Source organism: Vibrio sp. 1F255 (assembly GCF_041439145.1).
Lineage (GTDB): Bacteria > Pseudomonadota > Gammaproteobacteria > Enterobacterales > Vibrionaceae > Vibrio > Vibrio crassostreae_C.
In genome coordinates this window covers 112,612-138,660 of sequence record NZ_JBGONQ010000002.1, presented here as the reverse complement: position 1 = coordinate 138,660, position 26,049 = coordinate 112,612, and the positions used below count along the sequence as shown (strand labels likewise).

Here is a 26,049-nt window from a genome sequence, read left to right as displayed (position 1 = left end):
TGTTTCAAGTATCTCTACGATTCACTTTGCTCTTCGATATCGATGCGAGTCACTCGCTGTAGTCCTCTAGGCAGTAGACCACCACGACGACCACGTTCACCACGGAAGTTTTCAAGATCCGCAGGTTTCAAACCAAGCTTACGTTTACCAGCGTAGATAGTCAGCGTCGCATTCTCTGGGATAGCCATAAGATGTGAGACAAACTCTTCACGCTCTTTTGCTTTCGCAGAAGGGATGTTGATGATCTTGTTGCCTTTACCTTTGCTCAGCTGAGGGAGATCTTTAATCGGGAACAACAACATACGACCTTGGTTAGTAATCGCCAGAATCTGATTACTGTCCAAGTCAGCAATAGGGCTTGGCATCATCACTTCAGAAGCTTGTGGCAAGTTAACCAAGGCTTTACCGCTCTTGTTCTTGGATAGCAGATCGCTACCCTTACAAACAAAACCATAACCTGCATCAGAACCGACTAACCATAATTGTTCATTCTCTCCCATCACCACTTGGCGAATAGAAGTACCTGGGCTGACGTTCAAGCGGCCTGTAATTGGCTCACCTTGGCTTCGCGCCGACGGTAATGAATGTGACTCAAGGGAGTAGCTTCGACCATCACTGCCGAGGAACACCGCTTGTTGGTTACTCTTACCCTTAGCACTCGCTAAGAATTTATCACCCGATTTGTAGTTCAAACCTTCAGCGTCAACTTCATGCCCCTTGGCATGACGAATCCAACCTTTCTCAGACAACACAACCGTGATTGGTTCGCTTGGTACTAAGTCGCGCTCTGTTAGCGCTTTCGCTTCAGCGCGCTCAATCAGAGGTGAACGACGATCATCGCCGTATTTATCCGCATCTGCTTGGATTTCTTTCTTGATCAGCGTATTCAAGCGACGCTCTGAACCGAGTAGCTTTTCAAGCTTCTCACGTTCAGCTTCAAGCTCTTCTTGTTCCGCTCGGATTTTAAACTCTTCTAACTTAGCTAAGTTACGAAGTTTAATATCAAGAATCGCATTGGCTTGAATTTCAGAAATGTTGAAACGGCTCATTAGGACAGGACATGGTTCGTCTTCTGTACGAATGATCTCAATCACTTCATCGATATTAAGATAAGCAGCAAGCAAACCTTCTAAGATGTGCAAGCGTGCCAGTACTTTATCTAAACGGTACTGCAAACGACGGCGAACCGTTGTGCGACGGAACTCGATCCACTCTTTCAGGATTTGAACTAAGCCTTTAACTTGAGGACGATTATCTAAACCAATCATGTTCAAGTTAACGCGGAAGTTTTTCTCTAGATCCGTCGACGCGAACAGGTGACTCATCAATTGGTCACAGTCGATACGATTCGAACGAGGAACGACAACGATACGCGTTGGGTTCTCGTGATCCGATTCATCTCGCAAGTCGTCAACCATTGGCAGCTTCTTAGCGCGCATCTGGTTAGCGATTTGCTCAAGTAACTTCGCACCTGACACTTGATGAGGTAAAGCCGTGATAACAATATCAGAGCCTTCCTTGTGCCAAACCGCGCGCATCTTGATGCTGCCACGTCCAGTACGGTAGATCTTTTCGATGTCCGATTTCGGGGAGATAATCTCAGCTTCAGTCGGGTAATCTGGACCTTGAATGAAACCCATCACGTCTGAAAGCTCAGACTTAGGCGTATCAATTAGGTGAATGGCTGCATTAGCGACTTCACGCACGTTGTGTGGTGGAATATCGGTCGCCATACCTACCGCGATACCTGTAATACCGTTAAGTAGGATGTGAGGTAGGCGAGCAGGCAACATTTGAGGCTCTTTCATCGTGCCATCAAAGTTTGGTTGCCAGTCAACAGTGCCTTGACCTAGTTCACCTAGAAGAACCTCAGCAAACTTAGATAATTTGGCTTCGGTATAACGCATCGCAGCGAACGATTTCGGATCATCAGGAGCACCCCAGTTACCTTGACCATCTACCAATGGGTAGCGGTAAGAGAAAGGCTGCGCCATCAATACCATCGCTTCGTAACAAGCAGAGTCACCATGTGGGTGATACTTACCTAATACGTCACCAACGGTACGTGCTGATTTTTTGTATTTCGATGCAGCCGATAAGCCTAGCTCAGACATCGCGTAGATAATACGACGCTGTACTGGCTTCAAGCCATCACCGATATACGGCAATGCACGATCCATGATCACGTACATTGAGTAATTTAAGTAGGCATCTTCGGTGAACTTGCGCATTGGCAGCTGTTCAACGCCATCATATGTAATTTCGTTAGACATCCATTATACCTCGGCCATATCACCGTTAGTCTGTAGCCATGTACGGCGATCATCTGCACGTTTCTTACCAAGCAGCATGTCCATCATCTCGTTGGTTGCTTCGCTGTCATCAATCGTTAACTGCACAAGGCGACGAGTGTTTGGATCCATGGTGGTTTCACGCAACTGAAGTGGGTTCATTTCACCCAGACCTTTGAATCGTTGCACGTTGATCTTGGCTTTCTTCTGCGATAGTCGCTCAAGCACACCGTCTTTCTCTGCGTCATCGAGTGCGTAGAACACTTCTTTACCGCAATCGATACGATACAGAGGAGGCATTGCCACATAGATATGACCCGCTTCAACTAATGCATGGAAATGGCGAGTAAACAAAGCACACAGCAGTGTCGCGATATGAAGACCATCCGAGTCCGCATCGGCAAGGATACAGATCTTACCGTAACGCAGGCCGGATAAATCATCGTTGTCCGGGTCGATGCCTAGAGCCACCGAGATGTCGTGCACTTCTTGCGAAGCCAATACTTGGTCTGCTGACACTTCCCATGTATTTAGGATCTTACCGCGAAGTGGCATAACTGCTTGGAACTCACGATCACGTGCTTGTTTAGCAGAACCACCCGCCGAGTCCCCTTCCACGAAGAAGATTTCGGTACGGCTTAAGTCTTGAACTGAACAGTCAGTTAGCTTACCCGGCAGTGCTGGGCCTGAAGCGATTTTCTTACGCACAACCTTTTTGCTTGCGCGCATACGGCGGTGGGCATTCGCAATACAAGCTTCTGCTAGCTGTTCTGCCAGTTGTGGCTTTTCGTTCAACCACAGGCTAAACGCATCTTTTACCACACCAGACACAAACGCAGCAGTTTGACGTGAAGACAAGCGCTCTTTTGTTTGACCAGCAAACTGCGGATCTTGCATCTTCACCGACAGTACGTACGAACAGCGATCGAAGATATCGTCGCCCGTTAGCTTAACGCCACGCGGCAGCAAATTACGGAATTCACAGAACTCACGCATTGCATCAAGAAGACCTTGGCGAAGACCGTTTACGTGTGTACCACCTTGTTTAGTCGGTACTAAGTTCACGTAACTTTCGGTGATCATGTCGCCGCCTTCTGGCTGCCAGATGATCGCCCAGTTTGCCATTTCTGTTTCAGCAACGAATTCGCCAACATACGGTTCTTCAGGCAGCAAGGTGTAACCTTTCACGCCTTCGGCAAGGTAGTCTTTTAGACCATCTTCATAGAACCATTTATGCTCTTCACCACCGACTTTGTCGATAAAGGTAATTTCTAAACCTGGGCAAAGCACTGCTTTTGCACGTAGGTTGTTAATCAGACGAAGTGTCGAGAATTTAGGGCTATCGAAGTACTTAGGATCAGGCCAGAAATGTACTGATGTACCACTGTTACGATGACCACAAGTGCCCGTCACAGTAAGCTCTGTTACTGCATGACCGCCTTCAAGTGCGATCTCGTGAACCTGACCTTCTCGGCGTACGGTCACTTCAACACGTTTTGACAGCGCGTTTACAACCGAGATACCTACACCGTGCAGACCACCAGAGAACTTATAGTTGTTATTCGAGAATTTACCGCCAGAGTGGAGCTTAGTTAAAATCAGCTCAACACCTGAGATCCCTTTTTCAGGGTGGATATCGACAGGCATACCACGGCCGTCATCGGTAACTTCTAACGATTGGTCTGCATGAAGTACCACTTTGATCTTCTTAGCGTGTCCCGCTAGTGCTTCATCGACCGAGTTATCAATGACTTCTTGGGCAAGGTGGTTAGGTCTTTCTGTCTCGGTATACATTCCCGGGCGGTGTCGCACAGGGTCGAGACCTTCAAGTACCTCGAGGTCTTTTGCATTATATTGTTCAGTCATAATACGGAGTTTACTCAAAAAGTTTGCGTCAGTTCGCTGGCTCCAGTTTCACTAAAGCAGAATCATTACTATGAACCGTCATAGTAGAGCGAACGAGCGAAGTATTGGGGAATATAGTCTGGAAGCTGAGTAATGATGTCAAGCTAGTTCAAAAACTAAGACATCAAACTATGATATTTCACCATTGATAGATGAAATAACAGGCAAACAAGAGAAAATCACTTGGTTGGTGGAACAGATTAAAGATTTAGAAAGGTGATGATTTGTTGTGGGTAGCGTTCAAAATCAACAAAGCTATGATCCCCGCCCTCTTCTACTGTCTGTGTTGCACCTTGGTACTTCTCTACCGCTTGTCGGTAATCCAGAACTTCGTCTTCCATTTGCTGAAGTAACCAGAAGTCGCTCGGCTTAGCGATAGCCGAAACCTCTAACGCCTTCAGTTCATCAATATGTTTTGTTTCCAGTACATATCGTTCATCTGTGTATGGGTTTACTTGTTCACCTAAATAGTCAGCAAGAAGCTCATACGGCTTCACTGCTGGGTTTACAACCACCGCTTTAAAACCATAGTGGCTATTCAGCCATGTTGAAAGATAGCCACCCAGCGAGCTACCGACCAACGCTATTTGATATTGCTCTTTGTATTGCTCCACCAGCTGCTGTAAATGAAGTGCCGCTTGTTGAGGGAAACTCGGCAGTTGAGGGGTTACGACTTTAATATCAGCGCGATGCTCCGCACAGTAATCTGCCATCACATTCGCTTTATGAGAACGTGATGAGCTGTTAAATCCGTGAATATAGAGAAGCAGCGATGGCTTATTAGCTTGTTGATTAGAGCCTGGCATCAATAACCGCCTTCATTAGTAACCAGCAGCCTTAAAATCAGGCAAGAACTGCCCATGAGGCAGACGACGAACTTGCGTGCTAACGGTACCGTCTTGATGTAATTCAATCTCTCTCCAGCCCGGAGACAAAGTATCAACCGCGAAGTCATCTGAGTTAGGTTTGAATTGCACACAAGTCGACGGTGTTGCCATGACTTGTACACCATGATGATCTCGGTTCATGTCTTGATGAACGTGACCACACAGTACGGCTTTAACATTGGTGTGCTGTTGAACCACATCCCAAAATTGATCGGCGTCTTTTAGGTTATGTTGATCTAACCATGCGCTGCCAACCAACAATGGATGGTGGTGCAATAGAACCAAGGTATTACGTTCAGGGAACTCCGTCAGCTTCTGTTCTAATAGGTCAAGCTGTTGATCGCTGAGGCGACCATGAGGCACACCAACCACCTGCGAGTCTAGCATCACCATCTGCCAGTTATCGCCTAGCAAGACATGCTCAACACACTGTATTTGTGGTGATGGTAAAACACTGCCCATATTAGGCTTAAAGTCATGGTTCCCTGGCAGCCAATAGCATGGCTTTTCCAAAGGCTGAATCCCTGACTCAAATTTCTGGTACGACTCAGCACTGTGATCTTGAGATATATCACCGGTTGCTAAAATCGCTTGATAGTCAAAGCCCTGACTAACAATGCCATCGACTACAGCACGAAAGCTATCTTGAGTGTTGATGCTTAATAAGCTGCCATTGCTCGGCGCAAATAAATGCGTGTCCGTTAGCTGCACAAGCTTAATAGTGCTCTCATCAAATTTTGAAGTGTGTGATAATTCCAAAATAACAAATCCAGATACGTTACTGTTTAGACTTTAAAAGTGTTGATAAATAGGCTCAATTAAAAGGCAATTGGGGTTCGGCTGATACCCGTTTTTAAACAAAACGTTAACCATTCCCCAAGAAATTTATTCAATTGAAATTTCTCGTCCTTTTGCAGAAGCTTAGTGTTGGGGTAGTCATATTTCGCTTTGACTCGCGAAAAATCCCCGCTAGCGCACACTTCTGCAACTCGAGCGTCGTGATATAGCCTGACAGACATTTTTGGCAAAGGAAACACTGGCATCGCATCACTCTGACATATATCTATTAATGTGGTGTATTTTGTGACCTCATTCACTGTCAATTGATACACCATATTAACGGCTTGGTAACAGCGAACGTCACCAACCTCATGCCCAACCGGTAACAAAGCGTTCAGTTTGGCATAGTTAGTCTCGTAAACTCGCATCAATTCAGCAAGATCAACATGATACGGTTTTTTGACCGCGATATTTGGCATGACGTTAATCTATCCACTCTGACTGTAATTCTTGGTAGTTCAATTGTAGCCACTGTAGCGCAATGATCGTGGCTCCATTTTCAAATACACCATCTTTTACCAACTGATAAGCAGCTTCGCGACTCATCACTTGTACACGAATGTCTTCACCTTCGTAGTCCAATCCGTGTACCCCTTTGGCTGTCGTTGCATCAACACAGCCAACAAAGACGTCGAGCTTTTCAGAGCAACCACCAGATGAAGGATAATACGAAGTAATAGGCAATACAGATCCGACTTCGACTCCGGCTTCTTCCATTGCTTCACGACGAGCGACGTCTTGTGGCGATTCGTCCGTATCAATGATCCCAGCAACAATTTCGTATTGCCATGGGTTCTCATGCTCTAGGGCTCCGACACGGATCTGTTCGACGATCACCACTTCATCACGCACAGGATCATAAGGTAGCAAAGCGGCAGCATGTCCACGCTCAAACATCTCACGCTCTATTGGTTGGCTCCAGCCTCCCTCAAATAGTCTATGTTTAAATGTGTACTTGACCATTTTGAAAAAACCACGAAACAGCGTCTCTTTTGAGACTATTTCCACATCTTGAGGAGTAAACTCGTGTCGTTGATTATCATACTGTTGCATTTGGTACCTCACTAAGTGATCTTTATAGTTTACTCATTGTCCGAGTTAACTACCAAGGATAAGGTTCAACTTTTTGTATAAATTTTATAATTAAAGTTAAGTTTTAAAAAATAAATATTGCACAAGTGGACAGTTAAATGTAAAAAAGTGCAAAGTTTCGAGTAAATTACCATCAAACTGGGTTAAACTCTTTCAGAGAAAATTCTATTAAAGGCAGGAATAGGAAAATGAAAAAACTGCTTCCACTATTTATCAGTGCAGCAATTGGCAGCCTGAGTTCGTCAGCTTTCGCTGATACGCTAGCTGAAGTTTACGACCAAGCAAAACAGAACGATCCACAACTTCTTCGTTCAGCAGCGCAGCGCGATGCCGCTTTTGAAGCAGTAACGTCAAGCCGTAGCTCTTTATTACCGCAAATCAATTTGACAGCTGGGTACAACCTTACTCGTGGTGATACAGATTTCGATTCAGCATCGACTCGCGATAATGACCAGAATGCTCTAACAGCTGGTATTAGCTTTTCTCAAGAACTATACCAACGTTCTTCTTGGATCACGCTAGATACAGCAGAAAAAACAGCTCGTCAATCTGATTCAGCGTATGCAGCAGAGCAACAAGCTTTGATCCTGCGTGTAGCAACAGCATACTTCGAAGTACTGCGTGCTCAAGATAACCTAGAGTTCGTTCGTGCAGAAAAAGCAGCGGTTGCGCGCCAACTAGAACAAACAAAACAGCGCTTTGAAGTAGGTCTTTCAGCAATCACCGATGTACATGATGCGCAAGCTCAATACGATGCCGTTTTAGCTGATGAAGTTTTAGCAGAGAACACTCTGATTAATAACTACGAAGGTCTACGTGAGATTACAGGTCAAGAACACTCTAACCTAAGCATCCTAGACACTGACCGTTTCTCAGCAAGCAAATCTTCTGAGTCTGCGATTGCACTGGTTGAACAAGCTGAGCAAAAAAACCTTAGTCTACTTGCTGCGCGAATCTCGCAAGACATAGCTAAAGACAACATTTCACTACAGAGCTCAGGTCATCTACCATCTCTAACTCTTGATGGTGGATACGACTATACTGATATTGGTTCAAGTGCTACTTCTGACGGTACCACAAACAACTTCAATGTTGGCGTTAACTTAAATGTACCTCTATACACGGGTGGTAGCACAACTTCTTTGACTAAACAGGCTGAATACAACTACGTTGCAGCAAGTGAAGATCTAGAAGCGACTTACCGTAGCGTTGTAAAAGACGTACGTGCATTCAACAACAACATCAGTGCTTCGATCGGTGCTCTACGCGCTTACGAACAGTCTGTAGTTTCTGCTCAGTCTGCTTTAGAAGCAACAGAAGCTGGTTTTGATGTTGGTACTCGTACTATCGTTGACGTACTAGATTCGACTCGTCGTCTATACGATGCGAACAAAAACCTTTCAGATGCTCGTTACAACTACATCCTAAGTGTACTTCAGCTTCGTCAAGCGGTTGGTACGCTAAGCGAACAAGACATTGTTGATGTAAACGCAGGTCTAAAAGTAGCAAGTAAGTAACTCTTAATTACTCAAGTTACCGTTACAAAAATGCCGCTCATTGAGCGGCATTTTTATTATCGATTAAAGCGAGATTTACTGCCTAACTAAAAGCTTAACGCCAAAAACTAAAAACTAGCCTCGACCACCTTTAATCGCTTTAATGATTTCAGTGGTAGAGCAACCATCTTCAAAGTTAAGTACTTTCACTTCACCACCAGCAGCAATCACTTCCGCACCACCAGCAATCTCTTCAGGCTTGTAATCACCACCTTTCACAAGAATGCTTGGCAGTACCTCAGAGATTAAACGTTGAGGGGTATCTTCAGAGAATGGCACAACCCAATCAACTGCACCTAAGCCAGCCAATACCGCCATACGACGATCAGTTGGGTTCACAGGGCGACCAGGGCCTTTCAAGCGTTTCACTGATTCATCGGTATTTACCGCAACGATCAAACGATCGCCCAGCTCAGCCGCGTGATTCATGTAAGAAACATGACCAGCATGTAGAATATCAAAGCAGCCATTGGTCATAACTACCTTCTCGCCTTTCGCACGAGCACGCTTCACCGCTTCAACCAGTGCCGCTTCTGAGATCACACCGTAGTCTGTGTCTTGACTGCCGTGAATCGCTTCAGCTAGCTCTATCGTGGATAACGTTGACGTACCTAGCTTACCAACAACGACACCAGCTGCAGCGTTCGCTAATGCACACGCCTCATCCAATGGCTTACCAGCTGCAACAGACGCAGCCAGTACTGAGATAACCGTATCACCAGCACCAGTTACGTCGTACACTTCTTTCGCTTGGGTTGGCAAGTGGAATGGTGCCTGACCTTTACGTAATAAAGTCATACCATTTTCACTGCGAGTCACCAATAGAGCTTCAAAGTCATACTTCTCGATCAAGGCAATACCCTTCTCGATAAGATCTTCTTCTGATTTCACTTTACCTGCAACCAGCTCAAACTCTGCCATGTTTGGTGTAAGTAATGTCGCACCACGGTAGCGCTCTAAATCCGCGCCTTTGGGATCGATGAATACAGGAACATTGGCTGCGCGTGCTTTTTGAATGAAGCTCTGTACATGCTCTAATGCACCTTTCGCGTAATCTGACAAGATAACCGAACGTACATTTGGAAGCGCTTGCTCCATGCGAGACAAAATAAGCTCAGGGTCTGTATTCTCAAACTTGTCTTCAAAATCAAGACGGATCAGCTGCTGACCACGGCTCATTACACGCAATTTAGTAATGGTTGGGTAATCTTCTAACTCAACGAAATCACATTTAACCTTTAGTGCGCCTAAGGTATTTTTTAACACCTCAGCAGGCTCATCTTTGCCAGTTAAACCAACAACATGAGCGTGACCACCGAGAGACGCAATATTCATTGCTACGTTGGCAGCACCACCAGGACGCTCTTCGTTATTTTCTACTTTAACAACGGGCACAGGTGCTTCAGGTGAAATACGGCCAGTTGGGCCATACCAGTAACGATCAAGCATGACGTCACCGACAATAAGAACACCTGATTGGCTGTAGTCAGGTAGAATTGGTTTCATTATTGATCTCCAAAAATCAAATCTGGCTAGAGTCTAGCACACTGATTACAGTGGCTAAACTATAGATAAATGGGTAAAAGCTTATCAAGATAGACACAGCAGCCACTACGCAATGGCTGGGTTACGCTTCCATCCACTGCTTCCATGCTTGCACGACATGCTCTCTTTCCATTTCAAACTTATCGATCGCCACATCCGCATCAAGGTTAAGTAGATTACGGTGGTGGATTTCATCCCTTAATGTGGTGTACGCATTGGTCAATGCCATACCTTGTTGCTCGTCCATTATCCCTTGCGACAACAAGCTTTCAAAGATTCTCACATTGTCACACCAACGAGTAAGCTTAGGTTTCTCGTTGCTGTATCTCAGCACTAAGTATTGCGCCAAGAACTCAATATCAGTAATACCGCCCGCATCTTGTTTAAGCATGAATCGATCGGCTTTTTTACCGCCTAAATGGCCACGCATTTTTTCACGCATATCCACAACTGACTTTTTGAGTGTTGCCTCATCTCGTGGCAAGCACAAAACCTCATGCCTAGTTTTGTTAAACGCAGATCCCAATAAGTCATCACCGTAAATCATACGAGCACGAGTGAGGGCCTGGTGCTCCCATGTCCACGCGTCATTGTGCTGATACTCGTCAAAGGCATCGGTTGGACTCACCAATAGACCAGATGCACCAGAAGGGCGTAGGCGAGTATCGACTTCGTACAAAATGCCAGAAGCAGTTCTGGTCGAGAAAATATGAATAATACGCTGCGCTAATCTTAAGTAGAATTGGCGTCCATCGATCTCTTTCTTTCCATCAGTATAGATGTGTACCGGGCAGTCGTGCATGAACACGATATCGAGATCGGAGTTATAACCAAGCTCCCAACCACCGACTTTGCCATAACCAACGACAGCAAAACCGCGACCTTCGCGATCTTTAACATGGGTCGGTTCACCAAACTTGGCGGATACTTGTAACCAAGCTTGATTGACCCCCGCCTCCACAATGGCTTCTGCTAAGTAGGTCAGGTGATCACTGACCTTCATGACAGGTAGAGCACCCGCAATATCCGCGGCTGCAATTCTCAATATACAGGTCTGCTTAAACTGACGCAGACCTTCCATCTGTTGCTCCATATCATCTTCAGGGATACGGGCTAGATAATCACGCAACTCGGTCTTGTAAGACTCTAAAGGCACGGGATTGTAGAGTTGCTGAGGGTCGATAAGTTCATCTAACAGAATTGGATAACGACCCAACTGCTCCGAAATCATCGGGCTTGCCGTACACAGGCGAACTAGCTGAGTCAACGCGGCAGGGTGTTCATCTAGTAGTTCAAGGTAAGTGGTACGCGTAACGATTTTATGCAGCAGATGCAGTACTCGCGACAAACCAAACTCGGCATCCTTAGCGGTGTACAGCGCTTGAAACACTTTCGGCATCAGTCGATTGAGGACTTCCCGCCCACGAGGGCCAAGAGTCTTTTTAGCCAAATCGGCTTTAAACTGAATGATCGTTTTCGCCGCATCAGGCGGGCTCGCGACCGCAATGTCGTGTTCCAACACGTGCTCAATTACATCGGGTTTATGGGCCATATCCCACAACTCGCTAAAGTGGCTCGCGATCGGATTAGCGTCATCTTCATCAACGCCAATTAGGTCTTCGAACACGGTATGTACATTCGCCATATGGGCGCGAGTTGCCACAATCAAGCTATCCCAATCGGAAAATTGCATGGCAACCGCAAGCTGCAGTTGTTCGAATTCACCGTCAGGTAAGGTTTGAGTTTGCTTATCAGCCATGGCTTGTAACAGGTTCTCAAGGCGACGCAAAAACAGATAAGCTTCACGTAGGTGCCCCACCTCTTCAGACTCTAGCAGATGAAGGGATTCAATCGCACTTAAGGTTTCGAGTAACCCTCGACCGCGTAAGCTAGGCTCGCGTCCACCACGAATCAATTGGAAGACTTGTGCGATAAACTCAACTTCACGAATACCACCAGAGCCAAGCTTGATGTTGTTCGAGAGACCACGACGACGCACTTCGCTGCTGATCATAGACTTCATTCGGCGCAGAGATTGAATCGCACTAAAATCAATATAACGGCGGAACACAAACGGGCGTAGCATTTGGCGAAGCTCTTGATACTCAGGGTACATCTCACTGCCCATCACACGCGCTTTGACCATAGCGTAGCGTTCCCAATCGCGACCTTGTTCTTGATAGTAATCTTCTAGCGCAGCGTAACTCATGACCAGTGGACCACTCTCACCGAATGGACGCAGGCGCATGTCTACTCGATAACAGAATCCATCGAAGGTTTGCTGATCAAGCGCCTTAATAATACGTTGCCCGAGACGTGTAAAGAACTGCGCATTGGCAATGCTGCGTCTTGCACCTTGGGTTTCACCATTCTCTGGGTAGGTGAAGATCAGATCGATATCGGAAGAGAAGTTAAGCTCACCGCCCCCTAGCTTGCCCATACCAATGATCAACATCGGCTGTGCTTCGCCTTGTTCATTACAAGGTGTGCCCCACTCTTTACAACAAATATCGTACTGCCATTGGTAGGTTTCGAAGATCATCGCCTCAGCCAACATCGATAGATGATTTAGGCTCTGCTCTAGCTCCCACGAACCCATAAAATCACGCCAAGCAATGTAGGTCATTTCTCGATTTCGGAATTGACGCAGCACGCGCTGACCGCTCATTTCATCGGTGCAACTAGAAAGTAATTCAGCCAAGCGTTCTCGGTATCCTTCAGCGCGTTCTTCGCATGCCAACATATTAGGTAAGTCACCACATAAAACCGTATCACGCTGCAGGCAATCACCAATAAAACAGCTTAAACCGAGTACACGTTTAAGATCTTCAGTCAGTGGCTCAGACCAAGTATTGATGGCTTCACTTTGATGCTCTAATAATTGCTCAAAAGCAGACTGGGAGTGAGTGATGAGTTGAGAAGGCAATGGCATGTTTCTTCCTTGTATAAGCTGCGCGCCGAACAATCGGTTTATCGATTCAGTTCTTCAATAACGAGTTTTCATAACTAAAGATAAGTTATACCAAAGTTACGCCAATAAAAAACGCCCACATTAGCAATGTGGGCGTTTTATCGATTAACTTATCTGGTTGAGCTTACAACCGAGAAACAGTCTCTGGGAATTAGCCTTTGACGGATGAAGATTGGGTGCTGAGGACTAAACCTTAAATTGCTTAATCTTACCGTCGAGTTCTTGCGCGTTACTTTCCATAAGCTGAGAGGTCTCGAGCAGTTCACCAACCACCACAACTGAAGCTTCAACAAGCTCGCGTACATTGGTCAGGTTGATGCTCATCTCTTCAGCAACACTGCTCTGTTGGCCTGCAGCGGTCGCGATCTGGAAGTTCATATCATTGATTTGATTGACTTGGCTTACAATGCCGTCAAGCTCACTTCCCGCGTTAGTCACCAGATCAACACCTTCAGCCGCTTCAACAACACTCTTCTCCATCAGTTCTACCGCAGAGTTAGCGCTGCTTTGTAGATGACTGATCATGTCTTGAATCTCTACCGTCGCTTGCTGAGTGCGCTGTGCAAGGTTACGAACCTCATCAGCAACAACCGCAAAACCACGACCCGCTTCACCGGCACGTGCCGCTTCAATTGCAGCGTTCAATGCTAGTAGGTTTGTCTGTTCTGAAATGCCTTGGATAGTACCAACCACACTGCCAATTGAGTCAACGCGTTCTTCTACTTGGTTTACCGCTGCTGCAGATGCTGCGATATCTGAAGATAGCTCACTCATCTTAGACACTGATCCTTGAACGAACTTCTGACCAGTAAGAGCTTGGCCTGATGCCTGTTCAGTCAATGACGAAGCGCTTTGTGCATGCTCAGCGACAGTTTGCACCGTCGACGTCATCTCACTCATTGCTGTTGCCAACTGATCGATCTCGTTGAACTCTTCTTGAGCTGACTCTTTGGTTTCAGACATGCTGATGGTCATCACTTCCGTCAGAGCAAACAGCTCATCAGAAGAGGCCACCTGAGTTTTGATCATATCGTTCAGTTGAACGCGAGTTTTTTCGAGTTCACGTGCCACATCGCCGTATTCATCTTTACAGTCCATTTGAATCGGCACTGATAAGTTCTTGTCGGCCATGGTTTTAATGGCGTCATTAAGGTATTGAGTCTGACGCAGCATAACGCGCGCCGCTGCTAATAGAAGAACCACAAACACAATGATCATCAAGGCTGTTTGCCAAGCCACTTGAACTAGGTAAGTCTCGTAATGCTGCTGTGCCACTTGCGCATTGTTGGTTACAGCAAGCAATGAATCGTAAAACGTACTTGCGTCCCAAAGCTGCTTCGAAATGATCAAGATAGTGCTGAATATCATCAGCATGACCATTTTTGGAACGAGACGAACGTCAGAGATTATCCTTTCCCACGGCTTGAATGACAGTTTAGTCATTGTCAGTTCTCCATTAATTCTTATATATTGATGGCTTCTATATCCGCGAGGTGGCTATGTCAGCCAAAGTTCGCGATTTATTTTGAGCCTCGTATGAATGTTGAATAATACCAAAGACGCCACCAAGCCGATGAGCTTATTGTCACTGATTCTCTCTTTCTTAGCGTTATTTGTGATCTCAGGCTTATTGTTCGTACCGATCGATAAAGAATCGAAACAAGTCCTTATCGGCCTCGATTTTATAATCTGTAGTGTTTTTCTTTTTCAGCTCACAATTGATCTATTTAGATCACAAAACAAAAAAGAATTTCTAAAAGTACACTGGATCGATTTCTTAGCAAGTATCCCAATGATCGAGCCTCTTCGTTTCGCCCGTATTTTTCAAATTCTGCGAGTCATCTTAGTTCTGCGTTCAAGTAAACGTATTTTCAGAGAGTTATTTCGTAATAGGAAAGAGACCACTTTCGCTTCCATCATTCTGCTTTTGGTGATCTTACTGACTATCGGTGCTGGCACGATCCTGCTATTGGAACACAAAGATCCGAACGCCAACATCACTACAGGTCATGATGCTTTATGGTGGGCGTTTGTGACCATCAGTACTGTGGGTTATGGCGACCATTACCCAGTGACAACTTCCGGTCAGTTAGTGGCTTCAATGGTGATCATCTGTGGTGTCGGTGTGTTTGGTATGATTTCAGGCTTGATTACTTCTTTGATCACCTCCCCAACTCATCATGAGAATCTACGAGCGGAAAACAAAGAGAAACACCTTGAGAAGATCATCGAGCAGCAACAGAAAATCTTAGAGCGACTCGAAAAACTTGAGCAACAAACAAAAAAATAGGGCCGGAGCCCTATTTTCAAATTCATACTTCTATTGATACAGGTATCGAGTTTAGTCTTGCCAGTATGGCTCAACCTCAACACTGATTTGGCGTGTCTGTTCCATCGCATGCAGAATGGACACTTCTTGACGAGCCAACCAGCGCTCTAGCTGAACCTTCTCATCGCCTTCTAACTTCTCAGTTAACGGCTCTAATGTTTTAAGTGCCAGCAAATCATCAATACCTTGTACCATGTCAGCCCATGGCAAACGGAAGCTGTTACGCTCTTCATCGTCATACAAGCTCGCAAAACCCACACCAGAGTATAGATTGCGCATCAAACGGTATTGCTGATCAATATACGCTTGGCTAGTCATCACACGTTCAGGTGGGAAAGCTTCCATCAAGTCCGCCCATGTGCGATCAAGCTGCTTCACCGAAAACCATTCGATACCACTAGCCATTTGCTCACGTGCTTTTTCATCTAGGAAAGGCTGCCAACCACGAGACAGAATCCAACGGCTCAGGTCTAGCAATAAACCTGTGTAACGAGCCGAACTCAGCAAGGTAAGCAGCTCTTCACGATCTGGAAGTTGCTCTTGCATCTCTTTCAGCTCAGCCACTAAGAACTTACGCGCATCGAGTTTACGCAGCACATGGCCTTTATCTTCCAGCAAATCTTCGAAGTGGTCATAGCTTTTTAGCCACTCAAGCTCTTGCTCAAGCCACTTTAACTCTTGACGTAAAATCGCACTTGCTCGTCTTGGAACAATGCCGCCATAGATAGTGAAAGTTTGGCGAATAAAACTCAGCGAGTGACTGATCTCATGCAAAGCTTCAATCGATTGACGCTCTGTGAAAATCTGCTCGTGATAGTGCCAATGAGCGAGAGCATGCTCTAAAGATTGAATAAAACACGATTCAACGGTATCACTTTTGTCAGTATCAACTAAGGTCAAAGGAGTAACTTCATCTCCTTGATAACCTTGAGCAAGACGGTAACCCTTAGCTGCTTTACTTAGGTTACCCAAACGCATGCCACCTTGTTCGCAGAATTGGCGAGACAATGTAAATAGCGCATCCGTTTGACCGGATTTAAGTTCCAATTCGACTTCGCAAATCGGTTCTTGCAGGTCGCCTGATTCAACAAAGCCTTGATCGAATGCGACCTCGACTTGGCTACCATCAGGCATACCAATCAACCACTGCTCACGCGTGAAGTTGGTAGAGAACAGAGGAGTCAGCTCAGCTTGCAACGTTTCGATGTCTTTACCTGCTGGCCAGATATCCTCTGGGTGCAGGGCTAACTTAGGTTCGTTGCTGTCGTGTTCTGCATTGTATTCAGGCCTTTGATGCAGGCCAGCAACCACACGACCAGCAGTCTTTACGGTTTGTACAAATACGTCATCAAAGCGTCGAATGCGTAAGCCTGTATCGTGCTTACGTAGCCAGTTGTCAGCGGTGTCAAAGTAGATGTTACCTAGCTCACGACAACTGTGCTGAAGTACTTTAGTTTCAGCAATTTTATTGCGTAAAGTCTCTGAAAATTCAGGAGAAACAAAAAACTTCAGTTCTATCTCGGTTTCCATAGTTATACCTTTCTGTGAAGATAGGGACAGGATATTGCCAATTTGAAAAGTCGGCAAGTCAGAAATATCGCCCTTATGATGATCTAAAACAGTTTTAATGAGAGATTGATTAGGTTAACATGCGCGACTTTGTAGCCATCGCTTAACATTTCACCATGAATATGGTGTATGTTGTTTTAAGGTTATTATTTATTAGGTTGGATGACCATGCCAGTAAATACAATTATGGGGTTATTTGCAAAGTCCCCAATTAAACCTTTGCAGCGTCACGTAGTATGCGTGAACGAATGTTGTTCTCACCTAGTTAATTTCTTTGAAGTTTCTTCAAAAGGTGACTGGGAAAAAGCATCAGAAATTCGAGCTCAAATTTCTCACCTTGAGAAAGAAGCTGACGTACTAAAACGTGAAATTCGCCTTAAACTTCCTCGTGGTTTGTTTATGCCAGTTGATCGCACCGATATGTTGGAGCTATTAACGCAACAAGACAAACTCGCAAACCTAGCGAAAGACATTGCTGGCCGTGTATATGGTCGTCAACTTGTCATTCCTGCTCCTATGCAAGAAAACTTCATCGCTTACGTTAAACGTTGTCTAGATGCAGCGAACCAAGCACAAAACGTAATCAATGAATTAGACGAATTACTTGAGACTGGCTTTAAAGGCCGTGAAGTAACACTCGTTGCCGAAATGATTCATCAATTAGATGTAATTGAAGATGACACGGATGCGATGCAGATCGAACTACGCCAACAACTAATGGCAATTGAAGGCGATCTGAATCCAGTTGATATCATGTTCTTATACAAAATTCTTGAATGGGTTGGTGGTATTGCAGATCAAGCACAGCGTGTAGGCGCTCGTCTTGAAGTAATGCTTTCTCGATCTTAAATCATACGTTAACCATATAACGAAGAGCATTTTTTGAACAAACCACTTATGCGCTGAGTATTCCTCTCGCTGAGCGGTTTTTTGCGTCTAAATTTGTTCCGCTTGTTATCAAACAACTAGGTATTACGATGGATATCCTTGCTAACTACGGCACTGTCCTGATTATTGTTGCAGCAGCTTTCGGTTTCTTGATGGCTATTGGTATTGGTGCAAATGACGTTGCGAACGCAATGGGCACCTCAGTAGGCTCTAAAGCTTTAACCGTTAAACAAGCGATCATTATCGCAATGATCTTTGAATTCGCAGGTGCTTACCTTGCGGGCGGCGAAGTAACAGACACGATCCGTAAAGGTGTTATCGAAACGTCTCTATTCGCTCATCAACCAGATGTACTTGTGTACGGCATGATGTCAGCACTTCTTGCTGCGGGTACATGGCTACTTCTCGCTTCTTACATGGGCTGGCCGGTTTCTACGACTCACTCAATCATCGGTGCAATCATCGGCTTCGCTTGTGTGTCTGTAGGTACTGAAGCGGTAGACTGGAACAGCGTTCAAGGCATTGTGGGCAGTTGGATTATCACACCGGTTATTTCCGGTTTCTTCGCTTACGTCATATTTGTAAGTGCTCAACGACTGATTTTTGATACAGAGAACCCGCTATTTAACGCGAAACGCTTTGTACCGGTATACATGTTCATTACAACAATGGTAATTGCACTTGTAACCATCAAGAAAGGCCTTAAGCACGTTGGTCTTCACCTAAGCAACACTGAAGCATGGGTTTGGGCTGCTGGCGTTTCTGCGCTTGTAATGATCGGCGGTTACCTATACATCCAGAAGAAATTCGCTAACCGCGAAGAAGACCACGGCTTTGCAGGTGTTGAAGGCATCTTCTCTGTACTCATGGTTATCACAGCTTGTGCGATGGCATTTGCACACGGTTCAAACGACGTTGCGAACGCGATTGGTCCACTGTCTGCTGTTGTATCAACCGTTGAGCACATGGGTGAAATCACAGGTAAGAGTACTATCGCATGGTGGATTCTTCCTCTAGGTGGATTCGGTATCGTTGTTGGTCTTGCAACAATGGGTCATAAAGTAATGGCAACCGTTGGTACTGGTATTACAGAACTAACACCAAGCCGTGGCTTTGCTGCACAACTTGCAACTGCATGTACGGTTGTACTAGCTTCAGGTACTGGCCTTCCAATCTCTACTACACAAACACTCGTTGGTGCTGTTTTAGGTGTTGGTTTTGCTCGTGGTATCGCAGCACTAAACTTAGGCGTTGTACGTAATATCGTGGCTTCTTGGATTGTGACACTACCTGCAGGTGCTCTACTTGCTGTTGTGTTCTTCTACGGAATTCAAGCTGCGTTTACTATGTAATCGCGACTGCGTTAGTGAATACTAGCGTCAGAACAGTGTGAGCTTCAGTAACGATATGTAAATGCCATGTCATTATTGACTCAAACGCACAGAAAGGGAGGCTTTGCCTCCCTTCTTTGTTGCACCGCATAAAGAAACTAAATATTATTTGCTGATTGAGGCTGACTCATACGCCTACCCAATTTGAATCGTTAAGGGATTTACTGTGAAAAAACTGATTAGCTTAGTTTTGTTCGCAATGCTTGCGGCTCCAGCTGCCTTTGCACAAGACCGTTATATTGCTGACAAACTATTTACTTATATGCATTCTGGCCCAAACAACACATTCCGTATCATCGGTAGTGTTGATGCTGGTGAAAAGATTACATTTCTACAAACTAACAAGAGTACGGGTTACACCCAAATTCAAGACAACCGTGGCCGTAAAGGTTGGGTTGAAAGCAAGTTTGTAAGCACTCAAGAAAGCATGGCACTGCGTATGCCTAAGCTAGAGAAAGAGCTGACGGAAGTTAAAGGCAAGCTAGCGAATGCTCGTCAGAGTGCTGACAGCGAAAAAGCTGGCCTAGCAAGCTCTCTAGATTCTCGTAACAAGCAGATTGCTGAACTAGAACAGAACTACAGTGAAATTAGCCAACAGCTAACGAGTTCTCAAACAGAGAACCGTGAACTGCGCGCTAAGCTAGACACTCAAAAAGACGACCTACTATTGAAGTACTTCATGTACGGTGGTGGTGTTGCGGGTATTGGTCTACTTCTAGGCCTTGTTCTGCCACACATCATGCCTCGTCGCAGAAAATCACCAAACGGTTGGGCGTAGACTTAACGCTTGTATCAGGTACAGTAAATTCAGTATCGAATATCAAAAAGGAGCACCGAGGTGCTCCTTTTTATTTGTCTGTTATCTAAATACGTATAGAAATCGCTAACCTTTCCACTCGTACAGAGCCGGGATTTCTATCTTCTGTTGATTGAACTCTATGATCACTGATTGTGGCTTAATCTCTAGTAATTGAATGTCTTGTCCAATCCAATCTCCTTGCGCCACTTCTTGGCCGTTCACTTTTACCCAACGTTTGGTCTCGCTGCTCGAGTACATATGAGTTTGTAGGTCTAACTTAGGAAGGACTCCTGATAAGCTATTGGTGTGCGTTTCCAACTCAATGACCTGAGAACCCCTTTGCCCTGAGGGTCTAGAATCCATCGGCTCAGGAGCGCTTTGTTGCTCCCCCATAATGGATTCAAGCTTCAATGCCAAATCAGGTGGCAACTCACTGAGGTCTAGCCCTTGCAGCAGATCACTGTCCGATTGTAAGTCACTATTTGATTGCTGATCAGTGCTTGATTGCAGAGCAGTCGTTTCATCACTCGCGCCTGGCTGAACGGATGACGATTCAGAACTGGCTGTCATTTGAGTGTTGTTATCAGCATTAGCGAAGATCACTGCTGAGCCACCAGCGGTGTTTGCACGATTAGCGCCAGAATCAATCTGTGCATACATCTCTTGGCGTGGCAATGCTTTCAACGGTTGGCTCGCCGGTGCAGGGCGAACGGTGAACAAGGCATCTTCTTCCTCAGACACGGCATCCATGCTTGCTATATCAGCATCCGCAATTTCAGGCTCAATGTCTGATTCAGTTTTAAATTCTGGCAGAGCGACATTGGCAGCTTGGTTCGCGGCTTCTTGTTGTTGGATATACGATTGATAAGCCAAGACGCCACCCACCAACAAAGAAGGAACCAAGATTAAGAGTAGCCCCATCGCTAACGATGAACCTCGCTTGTTGCTCATCCCTTTTGCAGAATTAGGAACATGATGATTCTGGTAGCCTTTGAAGCTTGGTTTGCTAAGAGAGTGCTGATTAATAGAAGATGGCTTGTGAGACGGCTGTTTAAGTTCGTGCATAATACGTGACATTAGCTTTCGCCCCCTTCTAGTGACATCAGCTTAGGCGAATCGAGTTGAGCTAATCTCTGCAATCTTGCTAAGGTGCGCTTACCTGCAATGCCATCAACAGACATACCTTGCCACGTTTGAAATGCTTCGATTTTCATTTTTAACTCATAATCAAATACATCACTACCGGAAACAACCTCTCCTAATACTTCAGAAAGCAGTAGATCAAGCAAAGCAACCGCTTCACCTTGATAGCCCTCTTTAAGGGTCTCTCTGAGTGGCTGTTTCCAAATCGCGACATAATCACCTTGCCAGATTTTCTTTAAGGTACGCTTAGGCATCACCAAGAGCTTTTCGTTAACGAGGAGCTCGACAGACTCCTCAGACGCACCATAAAGCACAGCAAACACTGGTTCTTGATCGATATCCAGATTAAGGACCACGGGTACGCCAAGCTCTAACAATGTATCCAAATTTGACTGTTGTTGCTCGCACACAAAGACACTTTGCGGCTCACTTAAGCACAAGCCATCACGCAGTGAAGACTGATACCCCCAGAGCGTATACAAGTCCTTGATAGCGAGAGAACGATTGATTCCCTGCATCAAATGTTGTTGAATGTGTTGTGGCAATTCAAACTTGGCAGGTTTTGGCTCAGCAACCAACTTAGGAACATCTAATACCAAAGAACGCTGAGTACGTGCTAACACTTCCGTCTTTGCTTCATTTGATGCATCCGTAGGCAACCAAGCATTGATATAGCTTGGAGCGAAGTTAAAGGTCGCTATTGCAAGACCAACGCTTAACGTCGCAATCCCTGCGTATTGGAATAACTTAGGCGCGACACGAGAAGTTAGAGCTTTCTCGACGTGATACACATCGGCCTGAAAGGACATAACCTGCTGACACGCTCGGTTAACCGTTTCATTGCTCGGTAGCTGCTCACCGTCATGAAAAGCCAACTGCAGTGCTTTATCACACACCAAGTTAATGAGCCTTGGAATACCATGCGTATATTGAGCAATCAGCTTGATAGAACGGTTCGAAAACAACATCTGCTCGCCACCCGCCGTCTCCAAACGAAACGCGATGTACTTGCCCGTTTCTTCGGTATTAAGAGGCAGTAAGTGATAACGACCAGTAATGCGCTGTGCTAGCTGACGTAGCTGCGTGGTTTGTAAGTGCTGTTGTAATTCCGGCTGGCCGACCAACAGTACTTTTAACAGCTTACGATTGTCGGTTTCCAAGTTTGTTAGAAGGCGTAACTGCTCCAACACATCGGCAGCGAGGTGTTGGGCTTCATCGATCACCAATAGGGTTTGAATGCCTTCGGCATGGCTATCAAGTAGAAAATAATGAATAGCCTGACTGAGCTGTTTCAACGATGCTTGTTCTGGGTACTCGACCTCAAACTCATCGCAGATAGCTTCTAGTAAATCCGTATTTGAAAACGTAGGGTTAAGTATAAGGCCAGCCTGAGTATGACTATCCAATGAAGACAACATCGCCTTAGCGACCGTTGTTTTCCCTGTACCAACCTCACCAGTAAGCATCGCAAAGCCCCCACCCTCGCCTAAACCGGCTTGTAGGTTCTGCATCGCTTCTTGATGGCGCTGACTCAAAAACAAGTAGCGAGAATTTGGTACAATCGAAAATGGCATCTCAACGAAGCCAAAATATTCCTTATACATGTGCTGCCCTATAATTACGATTAATGGAAAGTACCATTGCTTGCAGTAAAGTCCAGCAGTGATAAAACATTTCGAGGTGATAAGTTGCAAATTTACGATAGCCTACCAAAAGACAACGGGCTACAACGCTATCTAGTCGGTGGAGCAGTGCGCGATAAGCTGCTCAATATTGATAGTTATGATAGAGATTGGGTCGTGGTAGGGAGTACCCCTCAAGAGATGGAAAACCTTGGCTTTACTGCTGTGGGAAAAGATTTCCCGGTATTCTTGCACCCAAAAACCAAAGAAGAGCACGCACTGGCTCGCACTGAGAGAAAATCAGGCTCTGGTTACACAGGCTTCGAATGTTACTTCGCGCCAGACGTGAGTTTGGAAGAAGACCTGATGCGTCGAGATCTGACCATCAACTCTATAGCTCAAGATGATAAAGGCCAACTTCACGATCCTTATCATGGCCAGAAAGATCTCTCGGATCGTATCTTAAGACACGTTTCAGACGCTTTTGTTGAAGACCCTCTTCGTGTACTGCGTGTGGCTCGCTTCGCCGCCAAGCTTCACCATCTTAACTTCACGGTTGCACCTGAAACCATGGATATGATGAGTGAGATCGTCCAATCTGGTGAGCTGGCACACCTTACTGCAGAGCGAGTTTGGCAAGAGTGGCATAAGTCTCTTAGTACACCGCACCCTGAAGTGTTCCTCTCTGTATTGAAAGAGTGTGGTGCATTGGCAGTCGTATTACCTGAGATTGACGCTCTATTTGGCGTCCCTCAACCTGAAAAATGGCACCCTGAAATCGACACGGGTATTCACACTCTGATGGTTGCTCAGCAAGCCGCACTATTAAGCCCATCGCTACCGGTACGCTTTGCAGCTCAAGTGCATGACTTAGGTAAAGGCGTCACACCACAAGCTGAATGGCCAAGCCATAAAATGCACTGCCACACAGGTGTTAAGATAATCAAGAAACTGTGTGAGCGAGTGAGAGTGCCCAATGAGTTCAGAGACCTTGCGTTGTTAGTGTGCGAGCAACATTCTAATATCCACCGCGCAGGCGAGCTCAAACCAACCACCTTTCTCAAGGTTCTCAACAAGTTCGATGTTTGGCGTAAGCCAGATAGGCTCGACGATATACTACTTTGCTGCCAGGCCGACCACGCAGGCCGAAAAGGATTAGAAGATCAGCATTATCCTCAAAAAGCGCGCTTTGAAGTCGCCTACCAAGCGGCGCTTCAAGTCGAAGTAAAAGCGATCATTACCGATGGTTTTAAAGGCAAAGATATTCGAGAAGAACAAGAGAAACGCAGAGCCATCGCAATTGAAAACGCCCTATCAGAACTCGCTAGCAGTTAATCGTCGCCGCTCTACCTAAAACGTATAAAAAGCCCGCAGTTAAGCGGGCCTTTTGTTTCAATTCTTACAGCGAGACCGTTGCCTGTGTCTGTTACTGCATCATTAAGAAAGCAAACAGACCACAACCTAGAATCAGGCGGTAGATAACGAACGGTGTCATGCCCATACGAGAGATAAGCTTCAAGAAGAAGTGGATACAGATGTAAGCACTGATGAAAGACACCGCAACGCCCGTTAGCAAAGTGCCAACATGGATTGGATCACCGCTTGTCACCAACTTAAGACCTAAATAACCACCAGCCAGAGTGATGATTGGGATAGACATCAAGAAAGAGAATCGAGCCGCCGCTTCACGTGTGAAACCAAGGTAAAGCGCCGCGGTAATGGTTGCGCCAGAACGAGACGTGCCCGGAATGATCGCCATTGCTTGAGCAAGACCAATAAACAGCGCCTTTTTCCAACCCGCTTGGTATTCGTCATCGCGCAGGCTTGAGTTCTTGTCCACCCACCATAACAATAGACCAAAGATAATCGTTGTCGTCGCGATCACCCACGCACTGCGTAAGTAAAGCTCAACAATATCTTTCATCAACAAGCCAAAGATACATGCAGGAATCGTCGCGAGAATGATCATCCACGCTAACTTCGCTTCTTTACTGCGATCGCCTTTAAACACTGAACCAAAGAATGCGCTCAACAGGGAGACCACTTCTTTACGGAAATAGATAACCACGGCTGCCAAAGTACCAACGTGGACAGCCACATCAAAAGCCAAGCCTTGATCTTCCCAGCCTAAAACAGCAGAAGGAAGGATTAGGTGTGCAGAACTGGAAATAGGTAAAAACTCAGTAAAGCCTTGCACCAACGCCAATATAAATGCTTCAAAATAACTCATTACTTACCTTAAAAATTATAGTTTTATATCTACGACAGAGAGCGAGTCTAATTGCTGCATCTTCTGCCATATTTCACTGACGGTTCTTCCGTCTTGCGGGATCACTCTCGCAGGACAAAGATCATAAAGCGGTTGTGTTACAAAAGGATATTTGTAGATATCACTGCGTGGTAATTCTGGTTCACGCTCAGAAACCTCCTCTCCAAACAGCACAATATCAAGATCGAGCTTTCGATCTTGTAGTTTGTGCGCATCTTGAGAGCGACCCCATTTAAACTCAATTTTACGCAGCTGCTGTGAAAATTCAGTCAATGAGAGTGACGTGTCGAGCTCTATCACAAAGTTATAAAACGGATGGCTATTAAAACCCACGGGCTCACAGTGATAGATTTTAGAGCATTTAAGGTTAGTCCCTAACGATTGAAGCTCTGTCCATGCCACCCTTGCATGCTTATCGCGGTCTATGTTCGTGCCAACACCAACATAGGCTACTGTCATGCTTGACCTCGTTCGATGATCACGCCAACGGCTTTTGCTTGTGGCACTGCGCCAGGTTTCGCTAAGCGGATTTTAATCCACGGCACAGAGAATTGAGTCATGATCAATTCAGCGACTTCTTCTGCGACACGTTCAACCAATAGAAATCGGCCATTCGCAATGTGCTCAAGCACGGCAGTACTCACAGTCGAGTAGTCCAAAGCATCAACCACATCATCACTCTTACCTGCTGGGCGGTTGTCATGAGCCATTTCAATATCAAGCACAAGTTTTTGTTTAATCTCTTGTTCCCAATCGTAAACACCGATCGTTGTAATTACTTCTAGCTGTTCAATGAAAACTTTATCCAGTGCCATGACTTGTCCTTTTAGAGGTCGGATACCCATATAGGGGAAAAAAACGTATTATTTGCGTAATTCGAGATATGATATCAATTACTCTTGGATTGAGCATTATTTTCCCATCGTTAGGCTTATAACCGTTTAAGGAAAGA

Annotated in this window: 21 protein-coding genes; 6 read left to right on the top strand and 15 right to left on the bottom strand. The window is 45.6% G+C overall.

The window, feature by feature from the left end:
- Positions 1–14 precede the first annotated feature (14 nt).
- The 6 genes from parC to nudF form a co-directional block, all read right to left on the bottom strand.
- Positions 15–2,273, bottom strand: a complete 2,259-nt coding sequence (parC, locus tag ACED41_RS02175) for a DNA topoisomerase IV subunit A (protein WP_017067236.1) — start codon at positions 2,271–2,273, stop codon at positions 15–17.
- A 3-nt stretch (positions 2,274–2,276) separates the two neighbouring features.
- Positions 2,277–4,157 carry a DNA topoisomerase IV subunit B gene (gene parE, locus ACED41_RS02170; protein WP_017061428.1) on the bottom strand — a complete coding sequence of 627 codons (1,881 nt, stop codon included), beginning with the start codon at positions 4,155–4,157 and terminating at the stop codon, positions 2,277–2,279.
- Positions 4,158–4,396: 239 nt separating this feature from the next.
- Positions 4,397–5,002 (bottom strand): esterase YqiA, encoded by a 606-nt coding sequence (gene yqiA, locus ACED41_RS02165; protein ID WP_371724403.1) that lies wholly within the window; start codon positions 5,000–5,002, stop codon positions 4,397–4,399.
- Positions 5,003–5,017: 15 nt separating this feature from the next.
- Positions 5,018–5,842, bottom strand: a complete 825-nt coding sequence (cpdA, locus tag ACED41_RS02160; RefSeq protein WP_017061426.1) for a 3',5'-cyclic-AMP phosphodiesterase — start codon at positions 5,840–5,842, stop codon at positions 5,018–5,020.
- A gap of 59 nt (positions 5,843–5,901) precedes the next feature.
- The gene (locus ACED41_RS02155; protein ID WP_008222561.1) at positions 5,902–6,342 is read right to left on the bottom strand and encodes a DUF1249 family protein; all 441 of its coding nucleotides are present in this window, start codon (positions 6,340–6,342) and stop codon (positions 5,902–5,904) included.
- A gap of 4 nt (positions 6,343–6,346) precedes the next feature.
- Entirely contained in the window at positions 6,347–6,976 is a 630-nt protein-coding gene (gene nudF / locus ACED41_RS02150) for an ADP-ribose diphosphatase (protein WP_017061425.1), read from the bottom strand.
- A 227-nt stretch (positions 6,977–7,203) separates the two neighbouring features.
- On the opposite strand from nudF, the gene tolC reads away from it, so the two are divergent.
- On the top strand, positions 7,204–8,532 hold the full coding sequence (gene tolC / locus ACED41_RS02145) for an outer membrane channel protein TolC (protein WP_371724402.1): 1,329 nt from the start codon (positions 7,204–7,206) through the stop codon (positions 8,530–8,532).
- 114 nt (positions 8,533–8,646) lie between these two features.
- On the opposite strand, the gene hldE is transcribed toward tolC, so the two are convergent.
- The 3 genes from hldE to ACED41_RS02130 all read right to left on the bottom strand — a co-directional run bounded on the left by hldE (position 8,647) and on the right by ACED41_RS02130 (position 14,530).
- The gene (hldE, locus tag ACED41_RS02140) at positions 8,647–10,077 is read right to left on the bottom strand and encodes a bifunctional D-glycero-beta-D-manno-heptose-7-phosphate kinase/D-glycero-beta-D-manno-heptose 1-phosphate adenylyltransferase HldE (protein WP_371724401.1); all 1,431 of its coding nucleotides are present in this window, start codon (positions 10,075–10,077) and stop codon (positions 8,647–8,649) included.
- Between the two features lie 121 nt (positions 10,078–10,198).
- Entirely contained in the window at positions 10,199–13,048 is a 2,850-nt protein-coding gene (gene glnE / locus ACED41_RS02135; protein ID WP_371724400.1) for a bifunctional [glutamate--ammonia ligase]-adenylyl-L-tyrosine phosphorylase/[glutamate--ammonia-ligase] adenylyltransferase, read from the bottom strand.
- A 225-nt stretch (positions 13,049–13,273) separates the two neighbouring features.
- Positions 13,274–14,530, bottom strand: a complete 1,257-nt coding sequence (locus ACED41_RS02130) for a methyl-accepting chemotaxis protein (RefSeq protein ID WP_371724399.1) — start codon at positions 14,528–14,530, stop codon at positions 13,274–13,276.
- A gap of 97 nt (positions 14,531–14,627) precedes the next feature.
- Between ACED41_RS02130 and ACED41_RS02125 the strand changes: the two genes are divergently transcribed.
- The gene (locus ACED41_RS02125) at positions 14,628–15,377 is read left to right on the top strand and encodes an ion transporter (protein WP_017061420.1); all 750 of its coding nucleotides are present in this window, start codon (positions 14,628–14,630) and stop codon (positions 15,375–15,377) included.
- A gap of 51 nt (positions 15,378–15,428) precedes the next feature.
- On the opposite strand, the gene ACED41_RS02120 is transcribed toward ACED41_RS02125, so the two are convergent.
- Entirely contained in the window at positions 15,429–16,946 is a 1,518-nt protein-coding gene (locus ACED41_RS02120) for an inorganic triphosphatase (protein WP_017062915.1), read from the bottom strand.
- Positions 16,947–17,153: 207 nt separating this feature from the next.
- Between ACED41_RS02120 and ACED41_RS02115 the strand changes: the two genes are divergently transcribed.
- The 3 genes from ACED41_RS02115 to ACED41_RS02105 all read left to right on the top strand — a co-directional run bounded on the left by ACED41_RS02115 (position 17,154) and on the right by ACED41_RS02105 (position 20,042).
- Positions 17,154–17,834 carry a TIGR00153 family protein gene (locus tag ACED41_RS02115; RefSeq protein WP_010434644.1) on the top strand — a complete coding sequence of 227 codons (681 nt, stop codon included), beginning with the start codon at positions 17,154–17,156 and terminating at the stop codon, positions 17,832–17,834.
- A 128-nt stretch (positions 17,835–17,962) separates the two neighbouring features.
- Positions 17,963–19,225, top strand: a complete 1,263-nt coding sequence (locus tag ACED41_RS02110) for an inorganic phosphate transporter (RefSeq protein WP_017062916.1) — start codon at positions 17,963–17,965, stop codon at positions 19,223–19,225.
- 205 nt (positions 19,226–19,430) lie between these two features.
- The gene (locus tag ACED41_RS02105) at positions 19,431–20,042 is read left to right on the top strand and encodes a TIGR04211 family SH3 domain-containing protein (RefSeq protein WP_017062917.1); all 612 of its coding nucleotides are present in this window, start codon (positions 19,431–19,433) and stop codon (positions 20,040–20,042) included.
- 105 nt (positions 20,043–20,147) lie between these two features.
- On the opposite strand, the gene ACED41_RS02100 is transcribed toward ACED41_RS02105, so the two are convergent.
- Together ACED41_RS02100 and ACED41_RS02095 are read right to left on the bottom strand one after the other, a co-directional pair.
- Positions 20,148–21,140, bottom strand: a complete 993-nt coding sequence (locus tag ACED41_RS02100) for a general secretion pathway protein GspB (RefSeq protein WP_371724398.1) — start codon at positions 21,138–21,140, stop codon at positions 20,148–20,150.
- A complete protein-coding gene (locus ACED41_RS02095; RefSeq protein WP_371724397.1) occupies positions 21,140–22,810 on the bottom strand; it encodes an AAA family ATPase in 1,671 nt (556 codons plus the stop codon). The genes ACED41_RS02100 and ACED41_RS02095 overlap by 1 nt, the downstream gene beginning before the upstream one ends.
- A 36-nt stretch (positions 22,811–22,846) precedes the next feature.
- On the opposite strand from ACED41_RS02095, the gene ACED41_RS02090 reads away from it, so the two are divergent.
- Positions 22,847–24,163, top strand: coding sequence for a multifunctional CCA addition/repair protein (locus tag ACED41_RS02090; protein WP_371724396.1), 1,317 nt, complete (start codon positions 22,847–22,849; stop codon positions 24,161–24,163).
- Between the two features lie 91 nt (positions 24,164–24,254).
- On the opposite strand, the gene ACED41_RS02085 is transcribed toward ACED41_RS02090, so the two are convergent.
- The 3 genes from ACED41_RS02085 to folB are packed head-to-tail and all read right to left on the bottom strand — an operon-like array spanning position 24,255 to position 25,912.
- Complete coding sequence (locus ACED41_RS02085) at positions 24,255–25,058, bottom strand: undecaprenyl-diphosphate phosphatase (protein ID WP_010434624.1); 804 nt, start codon at positions 25,056–25,058, stop codon at positions 24,255–24,257.
- Positions 25,059–25,073: 15 nt separating this feature from the next.
- Positions 25,074–25,556, bottom strand: coding sequence for a 2-amino-4-hydroxy-6-hydroxymethyldihydropteridine diphosphokinase (gene folK / locus ACED41_RS02080; protein ID WP_017061413.1), 483 nt, complete (start codon positions 25,554–25,556; stop codon positions 25,074–25,076).
- Positions 25,553–25,912 carry a dihydroneopterin aldolase gene (gene folB, locus ACED41_RS02075; protein ID WP_017080233.1) on the bottom strand — a complete coding sequence of 120 codons (360 nt, stop codon included), beginning with the start codon at positions 25,910–25,912 and terminating at the stop codon, positions 25,553–25,555. Before folB ends, folK begins: the two co-directional genes overlap by 4 nt.
- Positions 25,913–26,049 lie beyond the last annotated feature (137 nt).

Bases quoted from the DNA above. Each gene is read 5' to 3' on its own strand.
- parC (WP_017067236.1), bottom strand. From the start codon at position 2,273: ATGTCTAACGAAATTACATATGATGGCGTTGAACAGCTGCCAATGCGC.
- parE (WP_017061428.1), bottom strand. From the start codon at position 4,157: ATGACTGAACAATATAATGCAAAAGACCTCGAGGTACTTGAAGGTCTC.
- yqiA (WP_371724403.1), bottom strand. From the start codon at position 5,002: ATGCCAGGCTCTAATCAACAAGCTAATAAGCCATCGCTGCTTCTCTAT.
- ACED41_RS02155 (WP_008222561.1), bottom strand. From the start codon at position 6,342: ATGCCAAATATCGCGGTCAAAAAACCGTATCATGTTGATCTTGCTGAA.
- nudF (WP_017061425.1), bottom strand. From the start codon at position 6,976: ATGCAACAGTATGATAATCAACGACACGAGTTTACTCCTCAAGATGTG.
- tolC (WP_371724402.1), top strand. From the start codon at position 7,204: ATGAAAAAACTGCTTCCACTATTTATCAGTGCAGCAATTGGCAGCCTG.
- hldE (WP_371724401.1), bottom strand. From the start codon at position 10,077: ATGAAACCAATTCTACCTGACTACAGCCAATCAGGTGTTCTTATTGTC.
- glnE (WP_371724400.1), bottom strand. From the start codon at position 13,048: ATGCCATTGCCTTCTCAACTCATCACTCACTCCCAGTCTGCTTTTGAG.
- ACED41_RS02130 (WP_371724399.1), bottom strand. From the start codon at position 14,530: ATGACTAAACTGTCATTCAAGCCGTGGGAAAGGATAATCTCTGACGTT.
- ACED41_RS02125 (WP_017061420.1), top strand. From the start codon at position 14,628: ATGTTGAATAATACCAAAGACGCCACCAAGCCGATGAGCTTATTGTCA.
- ACED41_RS02120 (WP_017062915.1), bottom strand. From the start codon at position 16,946: ATGGAAACCGAGATAGAACTGAAGTTTTTTGTTTCTCCTGAATTTTCA.
- ACED41_RS02115 (WP_010434644.1), top strand. From the start codon at position 17,154: ATGCCAGTAAATACAATTATGGGGTTATTTGCAAAGTCCCCAATTAAA.
- ACED41_RS02110 (WP_017062916.1), top strand. From the start codon at position 17,963: ATGGATATCCTTGCTAACTACGGCACTGTCCTGATTATTGTTGCAGCA.
- ACED41_RS02100 (WP_371724398.1), bottom strand. From the start codon at position 21,140: ATGTCACGTATTATGCACGAACTTAAACAGCCGTCTCACAAGCCATCT.
- ACED41_RS02095 (WP_371724397.1), bottom strand. From the start codon at position 22,810: ATGTATAAGGAATATTTTGGCTTCGTTGAGATGCCATTTTCGATTGTA.
- ACED41_RS02085 (WP_010434624.1), bottom strand. From the start codon at position 25,058: ATGAGTTATTTTGAAGCATTTATATTGGCGTTGGTGCAAGGCTTTACT.
- folK (WP_017061413.1), bottom strand. From the start codon at position 25,556: ATGACAGTAGCCTATGTTGGTGTTGGCACGAACATAGACCGCGATAAG.
- folB (WP_017080233.1), bottom strand. From the start codon at position 25,912: ATGGCACTGGATAAAGTTTTCATTGAACAGCTAGAAGTAATTACAACG.